General features: G+C 43.7%; 29 protein-coding genes, 1 tRNA gene and 1 pseudogene. 15 read left to right on the top strand and 16 right to left on the bottom strand.

From position 1 onward, the window contains the following. Window positions 1-45: 45 nt before the first annotated feature. The 5 genes from lnt to C2757_RS07740 are packed head-to-tail and all read right to left on the bottom strand — an operon-like array spanning window position 46 to window position 5,582. A complete protein-coding gene (lnt, locus tag C2757_RS07760; RefSeq protein WP_251366732.1) occupies window positions 46-1,572 on the bottom strand; it encodes an apolipoprotein N-acyltransferase in 1,527 nt (508 codons plus the stop codon). 8 nt (window positions 1,573-1,580) lie between these two features. Continuing rightward, window positions 1,581-2,420 carry an HlyC/CorC family transporter gene (locus tag C2757_RS07755; protein ID WP_215374032.1) on the bottom strand — a complete coding sequence of 280 codons (840 nt, stop codon included), beginning with the start codon at window positions 2,418-2,420 and terminating at the stop codon, window positions 1,581-1,583. A 56-nt stretch (window positions 2,421-2,476) separates the two neighbouring features. Continuing rightward, window positions 2,477-2,935, bottom strand: a complete 459-nt coding sequence (ybeY, locus tag C2757_RS07750; protein ID WP_215374030.1) for an rRNA maturation RNase YbeY — start codon at window positions 2,933-2,935, stop codon at window positions 2,477-2,479. Further along, complete coding sequence (gene miaB / locus C2757_RS07745; RefSeq protein WP_215374028.1) at window positions 2,925-4,271, bottom strand: tRNA (N6-isopentenyl adenosine(37)-C2)-methylthiotransferase MiaB; 1,347 nt, start codon at window positions 4,269-4,271, stop codon at window positions 2,925-2,927. The genes ybeY and miaB overlap by 11 nt, the downstream gene beginning before the upstream one ends. A 48-nt stretch (window positions 4,272-4,319) precedes the next feature. Further along, window positions 4,320-5,582, bottom strand: a complete 1,263-nt coding sequence (locus tag C2757_RS07740) for a putative Na+/H+ antiporter (RefSeq protein ID WP_215374026.1) — start codon at window positions 5,580-5,582, stop codon at window positions 4,320-4,322. A 58-nt stretch (window positions 5,583-5,640) separates the two neighbouring features. Between C2757_RS07740 and C2757_RS07735 the strand changes: the two genes are divergently transcribed. Together C2757_RS07735 and C2757_RS07730 are read left to right on the top strand one after the other, a co-directional pair. After that, window positions 5,641-6,051, top strand: a complete 411-nt coding sequence (locus C2757_RS07735) for a rhodanese-like domain-containing protein (RefSeq protein WP_215374024.1) — start codon at window positions 5,641-5,643, stop codon at window positions 6,049-6,051. Window positions 6,052-6,082: 31 nt separating this feature from the next. After that, window positions 6,083-6,472, top strand: coding sequence for an OsmC family protein (locus C2757_RS07730; protein ID WP_215374023.1), 390 nt, complete (start codon window positions 6,083-6,085; stop codon window positions 6,470-6,472). A gap of 39 nt (window positions 6,473-6,511) precedes the next feature. On the opposite strand, the gene C2757_RS07725 is transcribed toward C2757_RS07730, so the two are convergent. Then, complete coding sequence (locus C2757_RS07725; protein WP_216160260.1) at window positions 6,512-6,799, bottom strand: glycine zipper domain-containing protein; 288 nt, start codon at window positions 6,797-6,799, stop codon at window positions 6,512-6,514. Between the two features lie 46 nt (window positions 6,800-6,845). Further along, complete coding sequence (locus C2757_RS07720; protein WP_215374021.1) at window positions 6,846-7,208, bottom strand: Rap1a/Tai family immunity protein; 363 nt, start codon at window positions 7,206-7,208, stop codon at window positions 6,846-6,848. 111 nt (window positions 7,209-7,319) lie between these two features. Here C2757_RS07720 and C2757_RS07715 point away from each other — a divergent pair, with 111 nt between their 5' ends. Together C2757_RS07715 and C2757_RS07710 are read left to right on the top strand one after the other, a co-directional pair. Continuing rightward, the gene (locus C2757_RS07715; protein ID WP_215374019.1) at window positions 7,320-7,844 is read left to right on the top strand and encodes a gamma carbonic anhydrase family protein; all 525 of its coding nucleotides are present in this window, start codon (window positions 7,320-7,322) and stop codon (window positions 7,842-7,844) included. A 16-nt stretch (window positions 7,845-7,860) separates the two neighbouring features. After that, window positions 7,861-8,790 carry an AEC family transporter gene (locus C2757_RS07710; RefSeq protein WP_215374017.1) on the top strand — a complete coding sequence of 310 codons (930 nt, stop codon included), beginning with the start codon at window positions 7,861-7,863 and terminating at the stop codon, window positions 8,788-8,790. Here C2757_RS07710 and maiA read toward each other — a convergent pair. Beyond that, window positions 8,767-9,441 carry a maleylacetoacetate isomerase gene (gene maiA / locus C2757_RS07705; protein WP_215374015.1) on the bottom strand — a complete coding sequence of 225 codons (675 nt, stop codon included), beginning with the start codon at window positions 9,439-9,441 and terminating at the stop codon, window positions 8,767-8,769. The genes C2757_RS07710 and maiA overlap by 24 nt on opposite strands. Window positions 9,442-9,531: 90 nt before the next feature. Here maiA and C2757_RS07700 point away from each other — a divergent pair, with 90 nt between their 5' ends. Both C2757_RS07700 and C2757_RS07695 read left to right on the top strand, forming a co-directional pair. Continuing rightward, the gene (locus C2757_RS07700) at window positions 9,532-10,161 is read left to right on the top strand and encodes a trimeric intracellular cation channel family protein (RefSeq protein WP_215374013.1); all 630 of its coding nucleotides are present in this window, start codon (window positions 9,532-9,534) and stop codon (window positions 10,159-10,161) included. Between the two features lie 209 nt (window positions 10,162-10,370). After that, window positions 10,371-12,041 carry an MFS transporter gene (locus C2757_RS07695; protein ID WP_215374011.1) on the top strand — a complete coding sequence of 557 codons (1,671 nt, stop codon included), beginning with the start codon at window positions 10,371-10,373 and terminating at the stop codon, window positions 12,039-12,041. A gap of 66 nt (window positions 12,042-12,107) precedes the next feature. Here C2757_RS07695 and C2757_RS07690 read toward each other — a convergent pair whose 3' ends face one another. From C2757_RS07690 to C2757_RS07680, 3 genes are all read right to left on the bottom strand, one after another. Further along, a complete protein-coding gene (locus C2757_RS07690) occupies window positions 12,108-12,719 on the bottom strand; it encodes an MOSC domain-containing protein (protein WP_215374010.1) in 612 nt (203 codons plus the stop codon). A gap of 152 nt (window positions 12,720-12,871) precedes the next feature. Next, entirely contained in the window at window positions 12,872-13,072 is a 201-nt protein-coding gene (locus tag C2757_RS07685) for a hypothetical protein (RefSeq protein WP_215374008.1), read from the bottom strand. A 36-nt stretch (window positions 13,073-13,108) separates the two neighbouring features. Then, on the bottom strand, window positions 13,109-13,288 hold the full coding sequence (locus C2757_RS07680; protein WP_215374006.1) for a hypothetical protein: 180 nt from the start codon (window positions 13,286-13,288) through the stop codon (window positions 13,109-13,111). A 218-nt stretch (window positions 13,289-13,506) separates the two neighbouring features. Here C2757_RS07680 and C2757_RS07675 point away from each other — a divergent pair, with 218 nt between their 5' ends. The 3 genes from C2757_RS07675 to C2757_RS07665 all read left to right on the top strand — a co-directional run bounded on the left by C2757_RS07675 (window position 13,507) and on the right by C2757_RS07665 (window position 14,709). After that, on the top strand, window positions 13,507-13,686 hold the full coding sequence (locus tag C2757_RS07675; protein ID WP_215374004.1) for a hypothetical protein: 180 nt from the start codon (window positions 13,507-13,509) through the stop codon (window positions 13,684-13,686). A gap of 20 nt (window positions 13,687-13,706) precedes the next feature. Continuing rightward, window positions 13,707-14,048 (top strand): hypothetical protein, encoded by a 342-nt coding sequence (locus tag C2757_RS07670; protein WP_215374002.1) that lies wholly within the window; start codon window positions 13,707-13,709, stop codon window positions 14,046-14,048. A 94-nt stretch (window positions 14,049-14,142) separates the two neighbouring features. Then, on the top strand, window positions 14,143-14,709 hold the full coding sequence (locus C2757_RS07665; RefSeq protein ID WP_215374000.1) for an SRPBCC family protein: 567 nt from the start codon (window positions 14,143-14,145) through the stop codon (window positions 14,707-14,709). Window positions 14,710-14,792: 83 nt separating this feature from the next. Here the strand turns inward: C2757_RS07665 and C2757_RS07660 are convergent, their stop codons facing one another. Continuing rightward, on the bottom strand, window positions 14,793-15,512 hold the full coding sequence (locus C2757_RS07660) for a transporter substrate-binding domain-containing protein (RefSeq protein WP_215373998.1): 720 nt from the start codon (window positions 15,510-15,512) through the stop codon (window positions 14,793-14,795). Between the two features lie 307 nt (window positions 15,513-15,819). On the opposite strand from C2757_RS07660, the gene C2757_RS07655 reads away from it, so the two are divergent. Both C2757_RS07655 and C2757_RS07650 read left to right on the top strand, forming a co-directional pair. Further along, window positions 15,820-16,710 (top strand): ParA family protein, encoded by an 891-nt coding sequence (locus tag C2757_RS07655; protein ID WP_215338799.1) that lies wholly within the window; start codon window positions 15,820-15,822, stop codon window positions 16,708-16,710. A 1-nt stretch (window position 16,711) separates the two neighbouring features. Further along, window positions 16,712-16,927: a hypothetical protein gene (locus C2757_RS07650; RefSeq protein WP_215313232.1), complete on the top strand. Its 216-nt coding sequence runs from the start codon at window positions 16,712-16,714 to the stop codon at window positions 16,925-16,927. On the opposite strand, the gene C2757_RS07645 is transcribed toward C2757_RS07650, so the two are convergent. Next, a complete protein-coding gene (locus C2757_RS07645; protein ID WP_215313230.1) occupies window positions 16,924-17,853 on the bottom strand; it encodes a M23 family metallopeptidase in 930 nt (309 codons plus the stop codon). The genes C2757_RS07650 and C2757_RS07645 overlap by 4 nt on opposite strands. 3 nt (window positions 17,854-17,856) lie before the next feature. Beyond that, window positions 17,857-18,294, bottom strand: a complete 438-nt coding sequence (locus C2757_RS07640) for a polymer-forming cytoskeletal protein (protein ID WP_215373996.1) — start codon at window positions 18,292-18,294, stop codon at window positions 17,857-17,859. Between the two features lie 220 nt (window positions 18,295-18,514). Here C2757_RS07640 and C2757_RS07635 point away from each other — a divergent pair, with 220 nt between their 5' ends. Further along, window positions 18,515-18,943 (top strand): polymer-forming cytoskeletal protein, encoded by a 429-nt coding sequence (locus C2757_RS07635; RefSeq protein ID WP_215313227.1) that lies wholly within the window; start codon window positions 18,515-18,517, stop codon window positions 18,941-18,943. A 9-nt stretch (window positions 18,944-18,952) separates the two neighbouring features. Here C2757_RS07635 and C2757_RS07630 read toward each other — a convergent pair whose 3' ends face one another. Continuing rightward, window positions 18,953-19,366, bottom strand: coding sequence for a polymer-forming cytoskeletal protein (locus C2757_RS07630; RefSeq protein ID WP_215313226.1), 414 nt, complete (start codon window positions 19,364-19,366; stop codon window positions 18,953-18,955). Between the two features lie 6 nt (window positions 19,367-19,372). Continuing rightward, window positions 19,373-19,729: a polymer-forming cytoskeletal protein gene (locus tag C2757_RS07625; RefSeq protein ID WP_215313224.1), complete on the bottom strand. Its 357-nt coding sequence runs from the start codon at window positions 19,727-19,729 to the stop codon at window positions 19,373-19,375. A gap of 309 nt (window positions 19,730-20,038) precedes the next feature. Between C2757_RS07625 and C2757_RS07620 the strand changes: the two are divergent. From C2757_RS07620 to C2757_RS07610, 3 genes and pseudogenes are all read left to right on the top strand, one after another. After that, window positions 20,039-20,278: pseudogene (locus tag C2757_RS07620) on the top strand (hypothetical protein); the annotation flags it as partial. Between the two features lie 47 nt (window positions 20,279-20,325). Further along, a complete protein-coding gene (locus C2757_RS07615) occupies window positions 20,326-20,562 on the top strand; it encodes a Brp/Blh family beta-carotene 15,15'-dioxygenase (protein WP_251366731.1) in 237 nt (78 codons plus the stop codon). Between the two features lie 44 nt (window positions 20,563-20,606). Next, window positions 20,607-20,683, top strand: a tRNA-Met gene (locus C2757_RS07610). The last annotated feature ends 15 nt before the right edge of the window (window positions 20,684-20,698 follow it).

The raw sequence follows: 20,698 nt of genomic DNA, 5'->3' as shown, positions 1-20,698 counted from the left end.
AGCCATTGATTTTACATGGCTAGCAAGGGTGACGGCTAAAAGTCGCTAAAAACGACGATGACGAATCAAGCCCCAGATCAGTAAGAGACAAGAAATACTCAAAATCGGCAAATTGCCCCACATGACATAGGGCGTTTTTCCGGTGTAAGCCTGAACTCGAGTGCTTAGGGTGCCTTGTATGAACTCTGGAAGTACTTGCAATACTTTGCCATCTGGACCTAATACTGCCGTAATGCCAGTATTGGTGGCTCTTAAGGCAGGCAAGCCAGTTTCTAGAGAGCGTAATTGGGAGAGGCGCAATTGTTGCGTCGGTGCCTGAGACTTACCAAACCAAGCAAGATTTGTCAGGTTAATCAATAGGTTGGTGGGCTTGGGATTATTTCGAATTCGACTAGCTAGCTCACCACCAAATACATCTTCATAGCAAATGGTGACAGCGGCATAAACCGGATCTTGATTTTTTCTGTGGATGATGAAATTTTCTTGAGCATTTCCACCGCGCGCAAAATCACTTAATGGAACACTAAAAGCATTTACGAACCAATGAAAGCCTGGGGGAATGAACTCTCCAAAAGGCACCAAATGATTTTTGTCATATCGATAGGGATTCTCTGAAGGAGAGAGTCCAAGGGCGCGATTTGAAAACTCTTGGGGTTTGGGGTCTCGGCCAATGACGCCAAATAGCAAATTGCTGCCAGTGGAATTTGCGAAGCTTTGCAAGCTCTCAAGTAGACCATTGGGTAAATTATTTTCAGGCCAAGAAAAAGCAGTCTCTGGAGCAACAATTAATTCTGCATTGGATTGCAGCATGGTAGAGCTGTAAAAATGAATTTGTTGTAGTACGCCTTCGGGTTTGAAGATCAGGCTCTGTGAGAAATTGCCTTGAATGAGCTCAACTGTGACTGGCTCGCCAATCGGCTTAGTAAAGGACCATTGGTTTGCTGCAACCATAATGCAGCCCAGAAGAAAAAGTGTTGAAGTCGTATAGGCAACATACTTTTTGAGCTGAAAGATTTGCCAGGAGACATACACCACCAAAAAGGTGCATGCTAACCCGCCAAAATAAGGTGCCATTGCTGCAAAAGGCCCATTAACCTGGGATTCAGCAAGACCCATCCATGGAAAGCCTGTGAATAATTCACCACGTAAATATTCACTGACTACCCAGCTGGCGGCTAAAAATAAACCTGTGAAGCGAGAATATTTAAAGCAATGAAGCGAGAAACACGCTACCGAAAAATACAGGGAAACATAAGCAGATAGTAAAAAAACAGCCGCACAAGATAGGAGAGCATTCATTCCGCCTACATCATGCAGGCTAATGTAGAGCCACCATAGACCGACTACAAAGTAACCAAGCCCAAAAACCATTCCTGAGAAAAGATAGTGTTTGCGTAAACCTTGATTTTGCAAACTGAAGCGCCACCACACTAAACTCAGCAGTGGAATTTGAATCCAACCGCCGTAAGGAAGTTCCGCAGCAAGCGCAATCAGCGCGCCCAGAATAAAAAGCGTAAAGAATGCTAAAGCATTAGGGTTGAAGCGATCCTTACTGGAATGCAAATCAAGCAAGGCAATTCTCAGTCAAGTTTTTTAGGAGTTTGGCGAGCCAACAAAATATGAATCTGCCGAGGATCCGCACGAAGTACCTCAAATTCGATGCCATCGATTGCAATTCGCTCGCCAATTTTGGGAACGCGCCCCAGTTTTTGTACAACTAGGCCAGCAACTGTTTCGATATCCTCTTCTGCGAATTGTGTACCCAGAGCTTCATTGAGCTGATCTAGCTCAGTAATTCCTTTGACACGAATATCGCCATTGTCCAAAGAGATGATGTTATCTGCTTCCTCGTCAATATCGTGCTCATCTTCAATGTCGCCAACAATTTGTTCAAGAACATCTTCAATGGTGATAATTCCCGCTACACCACTATATTCATCGACAACGATCGCCAAATGATTGCGGTTGTCTTTAAAGTCACGCAAGAGAACACTCAAGCGCTTTGATTCCGGAATGAATACTGCGGGACGTAACCAGTCGCGTACCTGGAAATCTTTTTCACTTGCATGGCGGAGCAAATCTTTTGCTAACAAGATGCCGATCACGTTATCACGACTACCTTCAAAGACAGGAAAGCGTGAATGAGCGGCTTCGATCACACTTTTGATGAGTTCGTTGAGGGGTTGATTGATATCAATCCAATCAATTTGTGCGCGGGGTACCAAAATATCTCGTGCGCACAAGCGACCTACTTGAAATACCCCCTCAATCATAGAGAGTGCATCTGCATCAATTAAGCCCTCAGTTTGGGCTTCGCGCAGTGTGGCAATGAGTTCTTGGCGACGTTCGTTAGGACTGGATGGCTCGGGCGTTAAAAATTCCGCCAAGCGATTTAAAAGAGATTTATTGGGGTCAGGCATGTTGCAAGAATAGCGTAGAAATATGTTGAATCGTTAAATGGGCCGTTGATAGGCAGTTATTGATCTAGGTAAGGGTTTGGAAAACCCAGATTTTGCAGGATTTTGACCTCTAAGCCCTCCATCTTTACAGCATCCTTTTGTGATTCATGATCGTAAGCCTGTGCATGCAAGCAACCATGGACGATGAGGTGCGCTAAATGGGCTTTTAAGGTCTTATTTTGATTTTTAGCTTCTTTCTGAATAACCGGTAGACAAAAAATAATATCCGCAGTCAAACTATTTTTAGATAAGTCATACGGAAAAGTTAAAACATTGGTTGCATAGTTTTTTTTGCGAAAAGCGAAATTCAGTTTTTTGCCTTCCGCTGCATTTACGAAGCGCAGAGTAAGTAAGCCGCTATGATCGGTTGCGGCTCTTACCCATTTTTTCATCAGCATGGATGAAGCTGTCTTTGCTAATGCTACCTCAATAGTAGGACTCGCAAACTGAATATCGATATTGAGTTTAGTGGGCATATGCTTGAACCAGTTCGCCTCTCAGGGTGTAGTTGAGCACTTCTGTGATGCGAATGTCCACAATTTGTCCAATCAAGGATTCAATATCCTGATCAGGCACTGTGAAATGAACCACTCGATTATTCTCCGCACGACCTTGTAGATTAACCCCATCCTTTGCCAGGCCTTCGATCAAAATTTTCTCTGTATTACCCAACATTCTTTGACTAATGTGATTGGCTTGACTCTCAACGAGAGCCAGCAGCGTTTGTAGTCGTTTGAGTTTAGTTTCATAGGGGGTGTCATCGCTCAGGTTTGCAGCTGGGGTCCCGGGACGAGGACTAAAGATAAAGCAAAAGCTGTTATCGAACCCTAGTTCTTGCACCATCTTTAAAAGCTTTTCAAAATCAGCTTCCGTTTCACCTGGAAAACCAACAATGAAATCACTGGATAAAGTGAGGTCTGGGCGCACTGCTCGCATCTTGCGAATGATGCTTTTGTATTCCAGTGCTGTATAGCCACGTTTCATAGCAGAGAGAACAGAGTCTGATGCATGCTGCACAGGGAGATGTAAGTGACTCACTAGCTTCGGAACCTTTGCATACACATCAATCAGGCGCTGAGTAAATTCTTTTGGATGACTCGTGGTGAAGCGTATCCTTTCGACCCCAGGAATATCAGCAATGTATTCGATCAGCAATGCAAAGTCAGCAATCTCATCCGTACCGCCCATTTGCCCAAGATAAGCATTGACGTTTTGTCCCAGCAATACGATTTCTTTTACGCCTTTACTTGCAAGCCCTGCCACCTCGGTGAGGACATCATCAAAGGGTCTTGAGACTTCCTCGCCTCGCGTATAGGGAACTACGCAGTAACTGCAGTATTTGGAGCAGCCTTCCATAATTGAAACATAGGCAGACCCGCGGGTTTGCCTTGAGGCGGGTAAGTGATCAAACTTTTCAATTTCCGGAAAAGAAATATCTACCTGCGATACGCCAGTCTTCCGACGTTGGGCAAGCAGATCCGATAAGCGATGCAAGGTTTGCGGACCAAATACTACGTCCACATAAGGCGCACGACTCACAATTTGTTGACCTTCTTGACTAGCGACGCAACCACCAACACCAATTAGTAAATTGGGCTTGGTTTTTTTGAGTTCACGTAAGCGACCGAGATCAGAAAAAACTTTATCTTCGGCTTTTTCACGAATTGAACAGGTATTCAGAAGTACCACATCGGCATCTTCGGGTTTATCTGTGAGCTCCATGCCGTCATCGGCATGTAAGAGGTCGGCCATCTTACCCGAGTCATACTCGTTCATTTGACAGCCGAAGGTTTTGATATAGAGCTTTTTCATATGCCGTTCTCAGGTTTATAGCTGGGGGCGAAGCTCAGATTTTACTGTTTATAAGAATCGATACGCCAGAATTGTTATAAATGTGGGCGGAAGCGCAGCTAGGAATAGATAGAGAGCAGAAACTGCGCCACCTGGGAAGTGTTGACGCAAGATAGCGATGCCTGCTGGGTTTGGTGCATTTGCAATCACAGTGAGACCTCCACCAGCAACAGCGCCTCCTACCAAGGCGAGTTTAAATTCAAGAGATGTTCCGGTAACGAGAGAGCCAAGATAGGTCAGCGCAGCATTATCAGTAATTGCTGTGAGAGCGAGGCTGCCATAAAACACTGCGCTGGGGCTCATGTTTGAGAGGATGGGTTGTAGCCACCATCCTTGAAGGGCGCCCAAGACCACCAATCCACCCAAGAAGAATCCAACCAATAAAGCTTCCTTGAGAATGAGTGGGCTCTGATGCTTGGGATATGCAGTGGTATATCCGATAAAAAATAGTAGCAACCACATAAAAATCGTGGGGTCGTGAGCAAACACCACTACACCAAGCAAAAAGAGTAAGTGCACCAAAATCACTGCTGCTGGAATTTTTATCGATTTTCCAGGACTCCCTGAATCAATCAACTGCTTTTGGAATATCAGCGTCGCGCACAATGCATTAATAAATATGGCAACACAAGATTCAATACCAAAGTTGGCAAACATAAAGCCCGAACTCCAGCCCCAAGTTGAAGCTACCATGAGCACAGGTGGGGCTGCGAAGTTGGTTAATGTTCCGCCAATCGAAATATTGACGAACAGAACTCCGAGAGTGCCAAATAATAGGGCTTTTGAGCATTGATGTTTATAAACAAGGTCGCGCAATAAAAAAGCAGCCAAAGTCATTGCTGCAGGCTCAGTAATCAGAGAGCCCAGCAAGGGTGTGATGCAGAGGGTTAAAAAATAAAGGGCAGGTGTGGCTCTCATGCGCAATCCAAGCTGCAATCCTTTAGCGAGTAGCTGCAAGATTTCAGTAGAGATATACAGAATCGGTTTGCTACCAGCCACAATCATGATGGCAAAAACAAATAAGGGCTCGGTAAAGTTGCGTTTATCTAGATAATCTTTTGCGGTATCCAAATTTCCGATCAGGGAGATGTAGATAAATAAAATGGCAGCCCAAAAGCCAAAGACAACCTCTACTTCGCCCAACAGATGCCATAGTCCGGCATGGGAGGGGGATCTTTTTGCAAGGGATTCAAAATACGCAGTGCAGAAGGTATGCAACACAGCAATTGCAAAAATAATGCTGGCACCAAGCTCTATCGGGGTAAAGTTCATAGCAGAATGGTAGCAAATGATGAAGTACTTCAATAGATTGTTACTTTAGGAGATTTTGGTGAAATTAAAGATTGGGTATCAAGACCTTATAGCCCAGGCAATGGCTGAAATTGAAACGGTATCTGTAGAAGAGGCAGGTGCTTTATTGGAGAATCCAGACACTGTCTTTGTAGACATACGAGATGTTCGTGAATTAGAGCGAGATGGCATGATTCCTAACGCTCTGCATGCTCCCCGTGGCATGCTGGAATTTTGGGTTGATCCTGAAAGCCCGTATTTCAAACCTATCTTTGGTGAAGGCAAGCATTTAGTTTTATATTGCGCCTCTGCTTGGCGCTCTGCGTTGGCCACGCAAACTTTGCAAAAAATGGGTGTACCCAGAGTGTCGCATTTAGAGGGTGGTTTTGGTGCCTGGAAGAAAGCGGAGCTGCCTACGGCGGCTAAAGTGAGTAAGCCACATACTGCTTAATAGCAAATAAATTCTGAGTTGAAAGGTTGATATGAGAAAAGTACAGTCGCAGTTTGGCGATGGGCCGCTACAGCAAAAACTGCTTGTAGATGACTTGCAATTTCTATCCGATGCAGCGCTTGATCAGGGCGGTAGTGGATCAGGCCCTAATCCTCACGAATACTTAGGCGCTGCCTTGGCTGCTTGTACAAGCATGACTTTGAAAATGTATGCCACTCGTAAAGCAATGGGCTTGGAGAATGCAATTGTGACTGTAGACATTGAGCGAAGCGATGATATAGAGAAATTCACCCGCGATATCACGCTAGTCGGAAATTTAAGCCTTGAAGAAAAAGCGCGTTTGCTAGAGATTGCCAACAAATGTCCTATACATAAAGCTTTATCCGGAGAGATCCAAATAAAAACCCAGCTTGTAAATTAATACAAGCTGGGCTCGGTTTACGCTACTGCAATACTATTTTTAATTCGGAGCTGCAGCAGGCTGATTTGTTTTTCCAGCGTTGTAGCCAGCATTGTATTCAGAGGCTTGGTTTTTCTTGTAGGCATCATATACATAGCCAGATGCTGCACCAACTGCTGCGCCACCGACTGCGCCCCAAATCGGGTTGCCATGGAAAATAGCGGTGCCGACTGCACCTGCAGCTGCACCAATACCAGCGCCTGAAAGTGTGCGCTGTTCAGTATTACTCATATTAGAGCAGCCAACGATTGCTAAGGTTGCTGCCGTAATCGCGATAATTTTTTTCATATCAACTGATCCTTTAAATGTATTTTGAACTAGCTAGATGTGCCGATTATTTTCGGGCGCAAGGAAAACGTGAAGCCAAGAAGCCTAGGAAAACGCCTGCTGCTGGTTTATCAGCTACTTGAGGATTTTCTTGTGCGAACTTTACAAAGTCACTAATGACTTGATCACGTGATGGCGCAGGTTGCTTAACGCAAATAAATGGCTTGGCGCGCTGCGGGTGTCGAGTTGCCAAATAGGTTTCATAGACCGCAGTTGTGAAGCCCACACAATAGCTTCGTGATTCCGGGCTTGCAGGGAGTTTGCAAACGCTACTTAATTCTTGAGTGCTCAGCACTTTGATGGTTTCTTGAGCCTGGGTCAGGCCAGAAAATGCTGCGAGCGCAGCTAAAACAACGAGGACTTTCTTCATGGGTTCTCCCTTAAGTGTGTGAAAAATCATCATAACCGATCCATTTTATCGTTTGCGCCTCAGTAATGACTCCAGACCTAGGTCTTACCCTAGTCTTACTTATAATGGGTCATGGCTATATATGAACTAGACGGATACACCCCTCAATTATCTGAAGGCGTATGGGTTGCTGAAAGCGCGGAAGTAATTGGCAAAGTAGAGCTGCATAAAAATGCCAGCATCTGGCCAAAGGTTGTGATTCGTGGCGATAATGATCTGATTCAGGTTGGCGAGGGCAGCAATGTGCAAGACGCATCTGTTTTGCATACTGATCCTGGCTATCCACTCTTGATTGGTAAGCATGTCTCGGTTGGACATCAAGTGATGTTGCACGGTTGTGAAATCGGCGATGGTAGCTTAATTGGAATTGGTGCGGTGATCTTGAATGGCGCAAAAATTGGTAAGAACTGCCTCGTTGGGGCAGGCGCTCTCGTTACTGAGGGAAAAGAATTTCCAGAAGGCTCCATGATTATTGGCTCTCCTGCCAAAGCGGTGAAGGCCCTGAGCCCTGAGCAAATTGCGGGTATCGCTGATATCGCGGGACGTTACGTAAAAAACGCACAGCGTTACATCAAATCCCTAAAGAAAATAGCTTAACTCCAAGCGAAGTCAATTGCTCTACGTATTCAATGTCGTTTTACCCGTTTTTGCTCTCATACTCATAGGGTATGTTTGTGGCCGTACTGGTAAGTTGGGGGTAAGCGCCTCTATTGAGCTAAATCGTTTTGTGGTCTGGCTTGCATTACCAGCCCAGTTATTTAATTTTGCGGCAACTAGTGGTTGGCAAACACTGTGGCAACCAGAATTCATTTTTGCTTTCCTGATGAGTTGTTTTCTGGTTTTTATCCTCGTCCTTGGTGTGAGCTGGTATCGCACTCATGATTTAGCAGCATCGAGTTTTGATGGGCTATCTGCCTCTTACTCGAATACTGGATACATGGGCATTCCCCTCTGTGCATTGGCATTGGGGCAAGATGGTTTAGCGCCGGCGATTATTTCTACTTTTATTGTGTTTGTAATGTTTGCCTTAGCGACTGTGTTGATTGAGGTGGGCATGTTGTCGCATAAAAAATCCCATGAAGTCATACTGAGTGTTCTCAAATCTTTATGTACAAACCCTTTACTCATAGCACCAGTCGCAGGCTTACTTTGGGCTGCAAGTGAATTTCAGATGTATGGGCCTGCATCACAAGTAATTGCTTTTCTAGCGGCTGCTGCCACCCCCTGTGCCTTGGTCTCAATTGGTTTATTTCTGACGCAAAAAAGCGACTCCCTTCCAGCTCAGGCATGGAGTATTAGTTTTGCCAAACTCATTATTCAACCGTTGGTAGCATGGTGTATTGCTGCCCAAATTTTGGATTTGCCCACACTTTGGGTAAATGCGATTGTGATTTTGAGTGCATTGCCAACGGGGACGGGGCCTTTTATGTTGGCACAGTATTACAAAGCAGATGGGAGCGTGATTTCTCGTGTTGTATTAATTACTACTATGGGTTCCCTGGTAACACTCTCACTATTTCTATGGAGCAACAGTAGGATTTGATCCTTCGGCATCTATTTGGTTTTCCCAGGACGCATCGATAAATGCCGGCAACTTCATGCACTCACCAAAGATTCTCATGAGTGTGGGGTAGCAACTAGTATCCATTTGACTGCTTAGGGCATTAAATAATTGGGGCACAAGGCAGATATCGATCAAACCCGGTTGATCACCATAAGCAAAGCGGCCTACTCGAGAATCCTTGCCGAGCTGCTTTTCTAGACTTTCAAGCCCTAGATGCATCCAATGCTGATACCAAATATCTTTATTTTCTTTGCTGATACCCAATTGCTTTATTAAATAGCGCAATACACGCAGGTTGGTAATGGGGTGAATATCGCTGGCGATGTCCATGGCGAGTGAGCGCACCCAAGCACGATCCACTAACACTTTTGGAAGTAAAGCGGGTTCAGCGTGAATTTCTTCAAGGTATTCAATAATGGCTAGCGATTGATGAATAGAATTTTTTCCATCATCTAGTAGGGGAACTAAGCGATTCGGATTTTTATCTGCATACTCTGCTGATTGTTGATCGCCACCATGCTTATTTAGGTGCACCGGAATAACTGCATAGTCCACGCCCTTGAGGTTTAGAGCAATCCGAACTCGAAAGGCGGCGGAGCTACGCCAAAAACTATAGAGCTTGGTTTGCATAGAGAGTTTTTGCTAAAGACATGGAGATGAGTATATTCACAGGCAGCAATTTAGGTAAGAGCGTATTTAAAGTGCTTTAGACTTATTGCCATGGAAGAGATTAATTTCTGGATTGGCGTGATAGCAACCATGGCATTTGCTGTGACAGGCGTTCTAGCAATTGCTGATCGTGGGGTCGACCTTTTTGGGGTGTTGGTGCTAGGGCTAATTACCGCAATTGGTGGGGGTACGATTCGAGACATTATTTTAGAGGCCCCCATCTTTTGGTCAGAAAACCAAATCTACGTTTGGCTAGCTTTGGGTGCAGGCGCACTTACCTTTTTTGCTGAATCTTTTTTTACTCAGCCACAAATTTATCGTTGGATGTTGTATATCGATGGCTTTGGCGCAGCGCTGTTTGCTATTCAAGGAGCCAATAAGGCCTGGATCATGAACTTTGGTTTGCCTGTTGCACCCGTGATCTTGGGCGTAATTACCGCAATTGGCGGAGGCTTATTGCGAGATGTGTTGGCTGGACGCAAAACGCTCTTGATGTCACATGAACTCTATGCAATTCCGGTGACCTTGGGTTGTTGCGCTTACGTACTGATTTTGAACTTTATTCCGCAATATGCACTAGAGGGTTCTGTGATTTGTATGTTCTGTATTTTTAGCTTACGTGCAGCAGCGATTTATTGGGATCTCCATGTTCCCAAAATGTTTATTACTAAAACGCGTTAATTGCGCTGTCACTTCGTGGACCCAATCCCCATGCGATTAGACGCTAGGCTTAGGCATGTGGCTTGAATGCCTCTAGTTTGCATATTTCTCGGGAAAACCCCGAGTCGTTTTGATGGGGAATTACCCTAAGTAGTCGATTTCTTTGATTTTTTTCAAAGCATAATCGACCCGTTGTTTTTTATTTCAATAAAAATAGTTAGGAGCTACTGATGTCAACATCAACTAAAGCAGCCCCAATGACCGCCGAAGAACGCAAAGTCATTTTTGCATCCTCATTGGGCACGGTTTTTGAGTGGTACGACTTTTATCTTTACGGTTCTTTGGCTGCCGTTATTGCCAAGCAGTTCTTCTCAGGCTTAGATGCTGGCTCAGCCTTCATTTTTGCTTTGTTGGCGTTTGCTGCTGGTTTCATCGTGCGTCCATTCGGTGCATTGGTGTTTGGCCGCTTGGGAGATTTGATCGGGCGTAAATATACCTTCTTGGTCACCATCCTCTTGATGGGTGGCGCAACCTTCATTGTGGGTATCCTTCCTAACTATGCAACTATTGGTGTTGCTGCTCCAGTGATCTTGATTGCATTGCGTATGCTTCAAGGTTTGGCTTTGGGCGGTGAGTATGGTGGTGCTGCCACTTATGTTGCAGAACATGCCCCTCATGGCAAGCGTGGTGCCTACACAGCTTGGATTCAGACAACTGCAACTCTTGGTTTGTTCCTCTCCTTGCTCGTGATTTTGTTCACACGTGAATTTACTGGCCCAGACTTTGAAGTTTGGGGCTGGCGTGTTCCTTTCATCGTTTCTATCGCATTGCTGGCTGTATCTGTATGGATTCGTTTGTCCATGAATGAATCACCAGCCTTCAAGAAGATGAAAGAAGAAGGCAAACTATCAAAGTCACCTTTGGGCGAGTCATTCGGTCAATGGAAGAACTTGAAGATTGTGATCTTGGCATTGTTTGGCCTGGTTGCAGGTCAGGCAGTGGTTTGGTACACAGGTCAGTTCTATGCTTTGTTCTACCTCACCCAAGTGTTGAAGGTGGATGCTAAGACTGCAAACTTATTGATTGCTGCTTCATTGGTCATCGGTACACCATTCTTCGTGGTATTCGGTAGCTTGTCAGATAGGATTGGTCGTAAGGTCATCATCATGACTGGTTTGTTATTGGCTGTAATTACTTACATTCCTAACACACCAGTTTCAGTGTTTAATGCCTTGACCCACTTTGCTAACCCAGCGTTAGAAAAAGCAATGGCTACTGCACCAGCAACCATTACTGCTGATCCAGCAGAATGTACTTTCCAGTTCAACCCAACGGGTACAGCGAAATTCACAAGTTCTTGCGATATTGCAAAACAAGTGATGGCCTCTAACTCTGCTAGCTATACAACTATTCCAGCGCCAGCAGGAACTGTTGCTGTAGTGAAAATCGGTGATGTAGAAATCCCTGGCTATTCTTCTAAGGGTCTTGACCCTGCTGAAGCTAAAGCAAAGGATGCTGAGTTCAAGAAAGCAATTCGTGAAGCTTTGAACAAAGAAGGTTATCCAGCTAAAGCTGATCCAGCACAAATTAACTATGTTGCTGTATTGCTCTTGTTGGTTTACTTAGTGCTTTTGGTAACCATGGTTTATGGTCCAATCGCTGCGATGTTGGTGGAAATGTTCCCAACCCGCATTCGCTATACCTCTATGTCCTTGCCATACCACATTGGTAACGGTTGGTTCGGTGGCTTGTTGCCAACGATCTCCTTTGCCTTGGTAGCGCAAAACGGTAACATTTACTACGGTCTCTGGTACCCAATCATCATCGCTGCGATGACATTGGTAATCGGTACACTGTTTGTTAAAGAAACCAAAGACGTAGATATCTACGCACGTGACTAAGAAGATTTACTAAGCTTCTGTAGTCTGCATCAAATAAGAAACCCGATCAGCAATGGTCGGGTTTTTTTATTCCCACAAATTTTGTTGATTACGGCTTTGGAGTAGATTGCGATTTTGCTGGGCAATGGAAAGCTCTCTTGGTCCGGGGATGAGCTTGATTTGTGCGCCAGCAGTCAATATTCCCGTTTTTAAGACGCGTAGATACCAGCCGCTAAAGCCGGATTGCAACATCGCTTTGACGGCGCCTTTATAACCGACTGTGGCATTGAATTTAAAGCAGGGCTCACGAAGTTTGACTACTCCAAATTCGAGCTCTCCAATTTGGAGTATGTCCCCCACAAATACCTCAGTTTCTAGCAAGCCCTCAATCGTGAAATTTTCGCCTATCGCTCCGTACTCTAGAGCGGTCAACTTCTTTGTTTCACGAGTCAAGAGTTGATTCCAAAATGCGTAGTGCTCAGCCGGATAAGCGTAGATCGCTTTTTCAATCCCGCCATGAGCACTGAGGTCTGCTTGTTCATCACCCTTTACACCTAATACGCCAATCTCGACTGAGGTAGGATTTTGTAGGTTACTAATACTCTTCTTATGAATCGCTGAAGCAACAGATTGGTAGTTGGGGTGATGGTCGCCAAAAAGCGATACAACTTTGCCTGCAGATATGGAGAGTAGTTTCATGGGAGGGTGATGTAGGGTTTAGTGACTAAGGTTTAATAGCGGCAGCGGGCTTCATTTTTGTATTTTGTGAAATACACAATGAGATCTGCTTCGGATTTGTATTGGGTGTAATAAATTACGGCACGCGCATTAGTTTTGTATTTTGTATAAAATCAGACTCCTGGATCAGTTTCAGAGGAGTATTGAGTCTCATAAACAATACAGTTTGCCTCGGATGCATACTTCGTTACATAGACCTTGGCGCTGGCTTCAGATGGGTAGCTAGTGATGTAAATTTGCGCTGCTGATGTGCCTAATGGCAATAGGGCGCTCAAAATGCAGAAAGAAACGAGTACATTGGGATGGAATCGCATCCCTCTATAGTAAGACTTAAAGCCAATAAGAGTCGATTAGCTCTCTAAATCTTCGCTGCTATCGTCAATCCGATATTCCACTTTCATCTTTTTAAAGACAGGCTGACCCATCAAATTCTTATCGTGCGCAGCTGGGTCTGTTAAATAGCAGTATCCGTAAAACGGGATCGGCTCTCTCTCAAACAGCTCTCGATCTTCAGTTGTAAAGGTGGTCATTTGTTTCTCCCCATTTCAATAGCGCTTGATACCCCACAAGCAGCCTCATTTTTCAGGAAGAAATATGACATTTCTACCGCCGCTCAAAATATTTTTCCATTAAAAAATCAGCCCCACATTTTTAGGTCTTCCAAACACCAGCAGACGCTAACTTGTCATAAATCCATCGCTAAAGTGACTTAATTTCACCCTATATTGTTGAAGTAGGTGGGTCGCAAATGATTTCTAAAAAAGGGGTGGCGATGAATAAGTTCAATGCTTTCATATTGGTATCTGCAATGTCTTTTTTTGCTGGGCTCGTGAGTGCTAGCACCCTTGGTGTTGGAGATCCAATACCAAAAACTGAGCAAGTGATTTCCTATCTCAATCAAGCCCTTAATCAAGAACAAGCCTATTAATTTACTCACAGGAGCTATAAATGCCATATCAATTTATTAAAAGTAAGCCACGCCTCAGTTTTGTTGTGCTGACTGCGCTTTGTGTGGGTATCGGAGTTGTTGCTACTCAAGTTCAAGCCAATATTCAAGATCAATCTGAGATTGCATTAAGCAACCCTCATCAGATCCCTGATGAATTGAATCCGCGCTTTCGTCGTCTAGAGGACCGACTGGATGTTGTCAAGCAAGAGCTCAAGGACTTGTTAGGCGCGACCAAGGAGGTGCAAGCAGATGAGGCGGAAACAGTTCATAGCCTTGCCCTGAAGGGTTCTGCGGGGAGCCCTGCGCCCGTATACGACTATACGACGGGAACCTCAAATTAATTTATTCAGCATTCATGAGATACGTGCAGGAAAACCACCCTCGGGTGGTTTTTTGCTATTCTTCAATGGTTTATTTCACTCATAAAGCCCATCAATGAAATGGATTTTTTCCGCAACGCTGTTTCTATGTTGTCTGCAAGCATTTGCTCAAGAATCTGGCAATCCTTTTGATGTACAAACTACCGTTAATGCAATTGATGGCCGCTTTCAAATTCATGCCAGCTATCTTGTGCCGATCAATCTGTGCAATGCCTTTGCATTTCTAAGTGACTATGAGGATGCTAAAAATATTCCGGGTATCACAGAGTCAAAAGTGATTTCAAGGTCGGGCAATAGAGTGCGGGTACAGCGAGTGGTTGAGGAGCAAATCTTGTTTATCCCGATTGAAATTCAGTCGGTGATTGAATACACGGAGACCCCAAATCGACAATTGAATTTTGAGCAAATTAGTGGAGATACAAAGTATTACAAGGGTACTTGGAAGTTGTTCCCAGACAAAGGTAAAACAATTTTTAGGTATGAGTCTCTGGTGGAGCCAAATTCGATGATTCCAAATGTGGTGATTGAATACTTCATGAAACATAGCATTCGCAGTCGGTTCGAAGTAATGGCTGAGCGTGCATCCCAAAGGAAGTTTCCCGGAAACTTGGTCTGCGATTAGCTTTTATTGATATGTTGGAAAATTGATAGGCCAAACCTGAAAACTGAAAAAGTGATTAAGGGTGGCCAGTCGGCTAAAAAAGATTACTTACTCCATTTTTCTTCCATAGCTTGAATTTTCTCTGGGCCTAGTTCTGCAAGATATTTATTGAAATCATCCCGAATAGGAGAGCTCTTAACAAAAGCAAAACCCAATTTATCTTCATAGGGGACTGCGTAGCTGCTCGTGAGAGGCATTTTCATCTTATTAATATAGGTCAGCAGCATTGAGCTATCGACAAAAACAAGATCGAGATTGCCGTTGTTAAGATCGGTTAACGCTTCACTCATTGAAGGATAAAGCTTGACTTGGCTTGCAGAATAAATGCCCTTGGGCTCCCAATCATTTTTGATATAAGCCATAAAGACTGCGCCCGCCGGAAAGCCAATGGAATAATTTTTAAGTTGCGATAGATTGGTAATCCGAATATTCCGTTTTGTCAGGCTTACCAAATCCCAGCCATTTTGAGTGTAGGGATTGGAAAATTCCATTACTTGTAAGCGCTTAGGGGTGATGGAAATTCCAGAAAACGCTACGTCTGCTTGACCGCTAGCGACCGCACCAAGCATGCCTTCAAAGTCATATGCTTTTATTTTGTAGGTGTAACCACGGGTCTCACAAAATCCTTTAAAGATTTCCATATCGACTCCAACGACTTGGCCATTTTCTTCAAATGTAAATGGTGGAATGGTTGGTGAGATTGCCGCTTCCAAGATTTTCGATCCCTTGCTATCGGATTTAGAGCGGCCCCCTAAAAAAAGCATGGATGCAATACATGCACTTAAAAAAGCGCGGTAAACAGTCGCAAAGGTTTAGTGGGTTTAATCATCGTATTCTTAGAAAAGGACAGGCTGTTGAAGTGGGAGGGGGAGGTGGGGGAGGTTGACGACCTTAAGTGTGGAAACCCCGAACATTACCCAAAATAATCTACCTGATGAGGTCTGTCAAACACGATTTAGGCAAAATATCAGCAAAGAGCGAAAGTGACATCAAATTGCAATAAAGCAGATCTATGCTCGTCGGTTCTATTGCTCAAGACAAGCCAACAATTAGCAGAGGCAATGATTTCTCGTGACCCCGATTAAAATATTAATTACGAACCAAAAAGGTGGCGTTGGTAAAAGCACGATTTCTGCAAATCTAGCAGCTTTTTTTGCGTTGAAGCAAGGAATCAAAACGGCATTTGTCGATTTTGATAAACAGTCCTCTTCATCTAATTGGTTAAAAAAGGCATCAAATTTTGGTATTGAGATTTGTCAAGCGCACCTCCAAAACCAAAATAATTCTGGCTTAGTCTTGCTTGAGGCCAAGGCGGCATTAAGAGGCTGCACAAAAGCTGCAGAGCTTGTCATTGCCGACTTGACTTGGACGCATAGCTTACCCTCCGAGTTTATGCTGGAATTCGACATGATTATTATTCCAAGCTCAATCAGCCGAGTAGAAATGGCTAGCTCTGAAATTTTTGCCCTGGAGTACCTTCAAAGAAATCTTGCAGTTGCCCGAAAAAAACAGCAGATCATGGTTATGGTGCCGAGCAGAATTGAACCTAGTCAAGATACTCTAGGCATGTTTCCCTTTGTATCTGGAAACGATAATTGTTTTATTAGCCCACCAGTACTAAAAGTAAGCGATATTGATCAATATTATTGCGGCAGCTTTCTTTGTCAGGCGGAAGATGAGGGCGTTGCGAAGAATTTTTGCGAATTTGGGAGCTTTATCTATGAAAAGTATTGCTCGATAGCGAGATTGAGCAAACTTATCCAAAGTGGCGCTAGTATTTCCTCTAGAAGTTACATGCAAGGCCAAGTAATGGTACCTGGCGCAATTAAAAATTCAGCGCCCATATCGGCGCTGCCATCAACCCCATTGAAAAATGAGAGATTTGGGCGAAAAGTAGTTGACCTATTTATCCCTCAATTTTTGCGGGCAAAAAACTCTGTTGAGAAGAACGAAGGATCGTAAGATGTTTTGGAAAATAAAACTACTCTTAATTAAAAATGAGGATGCAAAGATCTCAATAATCCGTATTTATGCTGAGTCACTTAAGGAAGCGCTTGAAAAAACTCTGGATTTATATCGGTATGCATCAATTCTTTCATACCAAAGAGAGGGTGATGCTGAGATTCCTTTTGACCCTAATAAAAGCTTGCAATATCAAACGCAAACAACCGCAATTTAGCGATCAGTCAAGCCGATTAGCATCCCCTTAGGATTGATGACCTCACCATTTTTGACAATCTCATAATGCAAGTGAGGTCCAGTTGATCTTCCGCTTGTACCTACGGAAGCAACAACCTGATTACGTCTGACGTCATCCCCCTCGCGAACATAAATTTCCTGAGTATGGGCGTACCTTGAAAGATAACCATCACCATGATCAATGATTAAAAGCCGGCCATAATTTGCATCCCAGTTAGCTTTGAGCACGCGGCCATTTGCTGTGACTGTAATGGGTGTGCCAATGGGGGATTGAAAATCTAAGCCAGAATGAAAGCTTTCCCTTCGGTTAAAGGGGTCTATGCGGGGACCATATTCACTAGAAATACTGAATATATTCTGAATCGGCATTCCCGTGGGTTTGGATTCGATCCATTTTAAGAAATTAGCGTTTTGATGAATCAAAGCCTCAGCATACTGATCTTGCAAATGCACTAGGGTCGATATGTTTGAAAACAATTCTAGTGGTCGAGAATTATTGGCTTCGCTAGCTAAATTCAAGGGAATAAATTTACCCCCAAGGGAGTTTTGTTTCGGACTAAAACTTTTAAGGGCGGATGGGGTGGCAAGTTGCTCAAGCTTCTTATTAAGGGTCTCTAGTTGATTCAGTTTTTGATTGTTTGCAAGAATGCGATCGTTTAATTCCAATAACTTCAATTTGTAGATTGCGTTGAGATTTTCTATTTCCACAGGCGAATGTAAATTGCCGAGTTGCTTGGCCAATTGGGGGTCGTATTCAATTGCCATGCGAAATCCAAAATACTGCAGACTTGCCCCTACTAGAATTAATGCTAGGATCAGCGAGCAAGAGCCAATCAACAAATGGCGGTACGTCAGATTGATCTTACGGATGTGCCCAACAGGGCCGGATACCCAGATGATTTGCATGTTTTAGCTTGGAATTTTTTGTTTCATTTGAGACAGAAGGAGCTCAGCCTCATCAGCCACGCCTGCCACTGAAATTTGTAACAGCTTACCGGTTACATTGGCGCCAATCTCAATACCTATATTGCCGTAGGTGATGTCACCCTCAATATGAGCATGAGCAAGCAACTCAATTTTTCCGGATGAAAAGATATTACCCTTCACTGAGCCCGCCACGATAATGTGTTCAGCGCGGATATCTCCGAATATGCAAGCGCTTGGCGCGATAGCGATAGTCGCCTCAGAGCCCTCTTCTTGCAAAATGTTGCCGTATAAGTTGCCATCAATCCTCACGCTCTTTGCAATGATGAGATTACCGTCAACCCGAATGCTGGCCCCCAGTATCGATTCAAAATCTTGAATTGATTTACCTAAAGCTTTTTTCTTGGTTTTTTTAAACATCATGAAGGTCTCCTTGGATCTTTGCAGATGTAATTGGCGAATTACGATATTACTAAATTTTGATGAAAATTCGGACATAAAACTATGTCACACAATATTGAATTGCTTATGGTTTTAATTTAATTAGTAGTAATTAAATGTGAGTGCCCACATTTAAAGAATTTTTTGAGCATTTAAAGCTCTCGCTGTAATATGACAATTAACTTAAATTTCTGAGATAACCATGTTTGATAAGCGCAAGAAAATTTCCCTAAAGCCAACAAGCGAGCATTTCGAGACCCTGGTTGGAAAAACGTCAGAAATTTTTGGTCGAATGGTAATTGCCCATAGTTTGCGGATTGATGGAAAAGTTGTCGGCAATATTGAGAGCGATCCAGATGCCAGGGTCACGGTAGCTATTGGTGAGGGCGCAGTTGTAATTGGCGACATTACTGCATATCGGGTTATGGTAGCTGGCAAAGTTGAGGGAAATATTTACGCAAAAGAACGCGCTGACTTTTATGAAACTGCGGTAGTCAGAGGCGACGTAACTTATGGAACCATTGGTATTGAACACGGTTCCCAAATTATTGGGCTCATCATTCAAGGGGCTCAAATAAATCCGGCGATTGATGCAAATGCAGTAATACGTGAGGCACAGAAGCAGCGTTAAGGAGCGCTTCTATTTACGCTTGAGATCGCCCTTGATGATCCCACCACGCTGAATGGCTAAGTTGGAGTAGGAGAGTGAGCCCTCAACAACTGCTCTACCCCCAATTACTAGATCCCTGCATTCCATCTGCCCCGAAAGCTGACCCTTAACGTTGATATTGTCAGCAGAGACATTGCCATCAACACTACCAGTGCTTCCAATAGTTAACGATTGAACTGAAACAGTTCCCTTGAGTTTTCCGTCAACGGTGATGGAGCCCTTAGATCTAATTTCACCAATAAATTCAAACCCTTCACTGATGATGGAAGGTTTAAGGTGAACTGCTTCCGAGTGCCGTACTGAGGTCTCCTCGACCTCTAGGTGTTCTATGGACGTTTCCTCGCTATCGTGGACATCCTCATTCTCTTTCTTTTTGCTGAACATGATGATTTATGACTGTGAAGAGGAATTAACGTTAGCGTCTATTTTTATTAGGGTGCCTTGCAAATCTCCGCCCTTTTCAATTTCAATTTCAGCGTATTGAATTGATCCACTAATTTTACCAGTTGCGCGTATGAAAAGCGATTTTTTGGAATGTAGGTTCTCATGAATTTCGCCGCGTAGGTCAACAACTTCCGCAGAGATTTTTCCTTTAAGTACACCAGTCGCGCCAACAATAATTTCTCGTGCTGTCAGCTCACCTTCAATAGTGCCAGAAATAGAGGCAATATCGGGAACGTTGAATGTACCCGAAAGCTTTACACCTTCGCCAACGATTAAACATCCATTTTGATTATTTTCTGCCATATTGTCTTTCAATTGGTTATGAAAGTTTTTACTAAATTGTTATGACAGAAATATTAATTTTTGTCATATCTGTGTTTGTGGGCAGAGGATTGTTAAATCACTAAAAAAATCTCAAAAATGTCGCTTGTATTGCTGGGATTGCGTTCTTAACAAGGGGATTATTAGCTAGGATTTACCCTAGTTATTTTTCTGGATTCCCTAAATAGAGCTTTCAAATATACATTTTCTCTTTGTAGTTAATATTTGCTTTTGACAAACTTTTTTGTTTTTTTGTTAGAGTTTGATCAGGAATACCACATAGGAGACAACATGAAATTCAATTCCATCTGGTCTAAGGTGAAGTTTGCTCTAGGCTCTTGTTTTGCTTTAGGACTTACTAGCACCCCGGTTTGGGCAGCATCCAAGGTATTGCAGCCAAGTGACTTTGTAGGCATCAGTTTTTGGCTGATCTCTATGGCTTTGGTTGCTTCTACTGCATTCTTCTTTTTAGAAAGAGACCGCGTCTCACCTAAATGGAAGACATCACTAACAGTATCTGGTCTAGTAACTTTACCCTAGCTCCGCCATTAGTCGCCTTTACACTGTACTTTTGTGGGATGCACAGCTTAAGACATATTTTGCGTACCAAAGCCTATGCGGATATGCCTTTCATGAAATTGGGGCTGATATCCTTGGCTCCGATGATGGGAGTAGTTTTCATTGCAGTATTGGCCTGGTTTTATCTTCCAGAGTTACCTGACTATGAGCGATTGCTAAGATTCGTATTTGTTGGTTTAGCAGCTTTGACAGTGCCACATATGCTACTGATTGATCGCGTTCGTTATCAATCCTAGGGAGGCTGGCTCTCAAGGCGATTTGACCTTATAATCTCCAGTTCGGCGAATTAGCTCAGCTGGTTAGAGCGACGGAATCATAATCCGCAGGTCCGGGGTTCAAATCCCTGATTCGCCACCAAGTCCCAAGGCCATT

Source organism: Polynucleobacter sp. MWH-Svant-W18 (assembly GCF_018687495.1).
Classification (GTDB): domain Bacteria; phylum Pseudomonadota; class Gammaproteobacteria; order Burkholderiales; family Burkholderiaceae; genus Polynucleobacter.
Note: the sequence above shows the minus strand (reverse complement) of the source record. Positions and strands in the feature narration are given on the sequence as shown.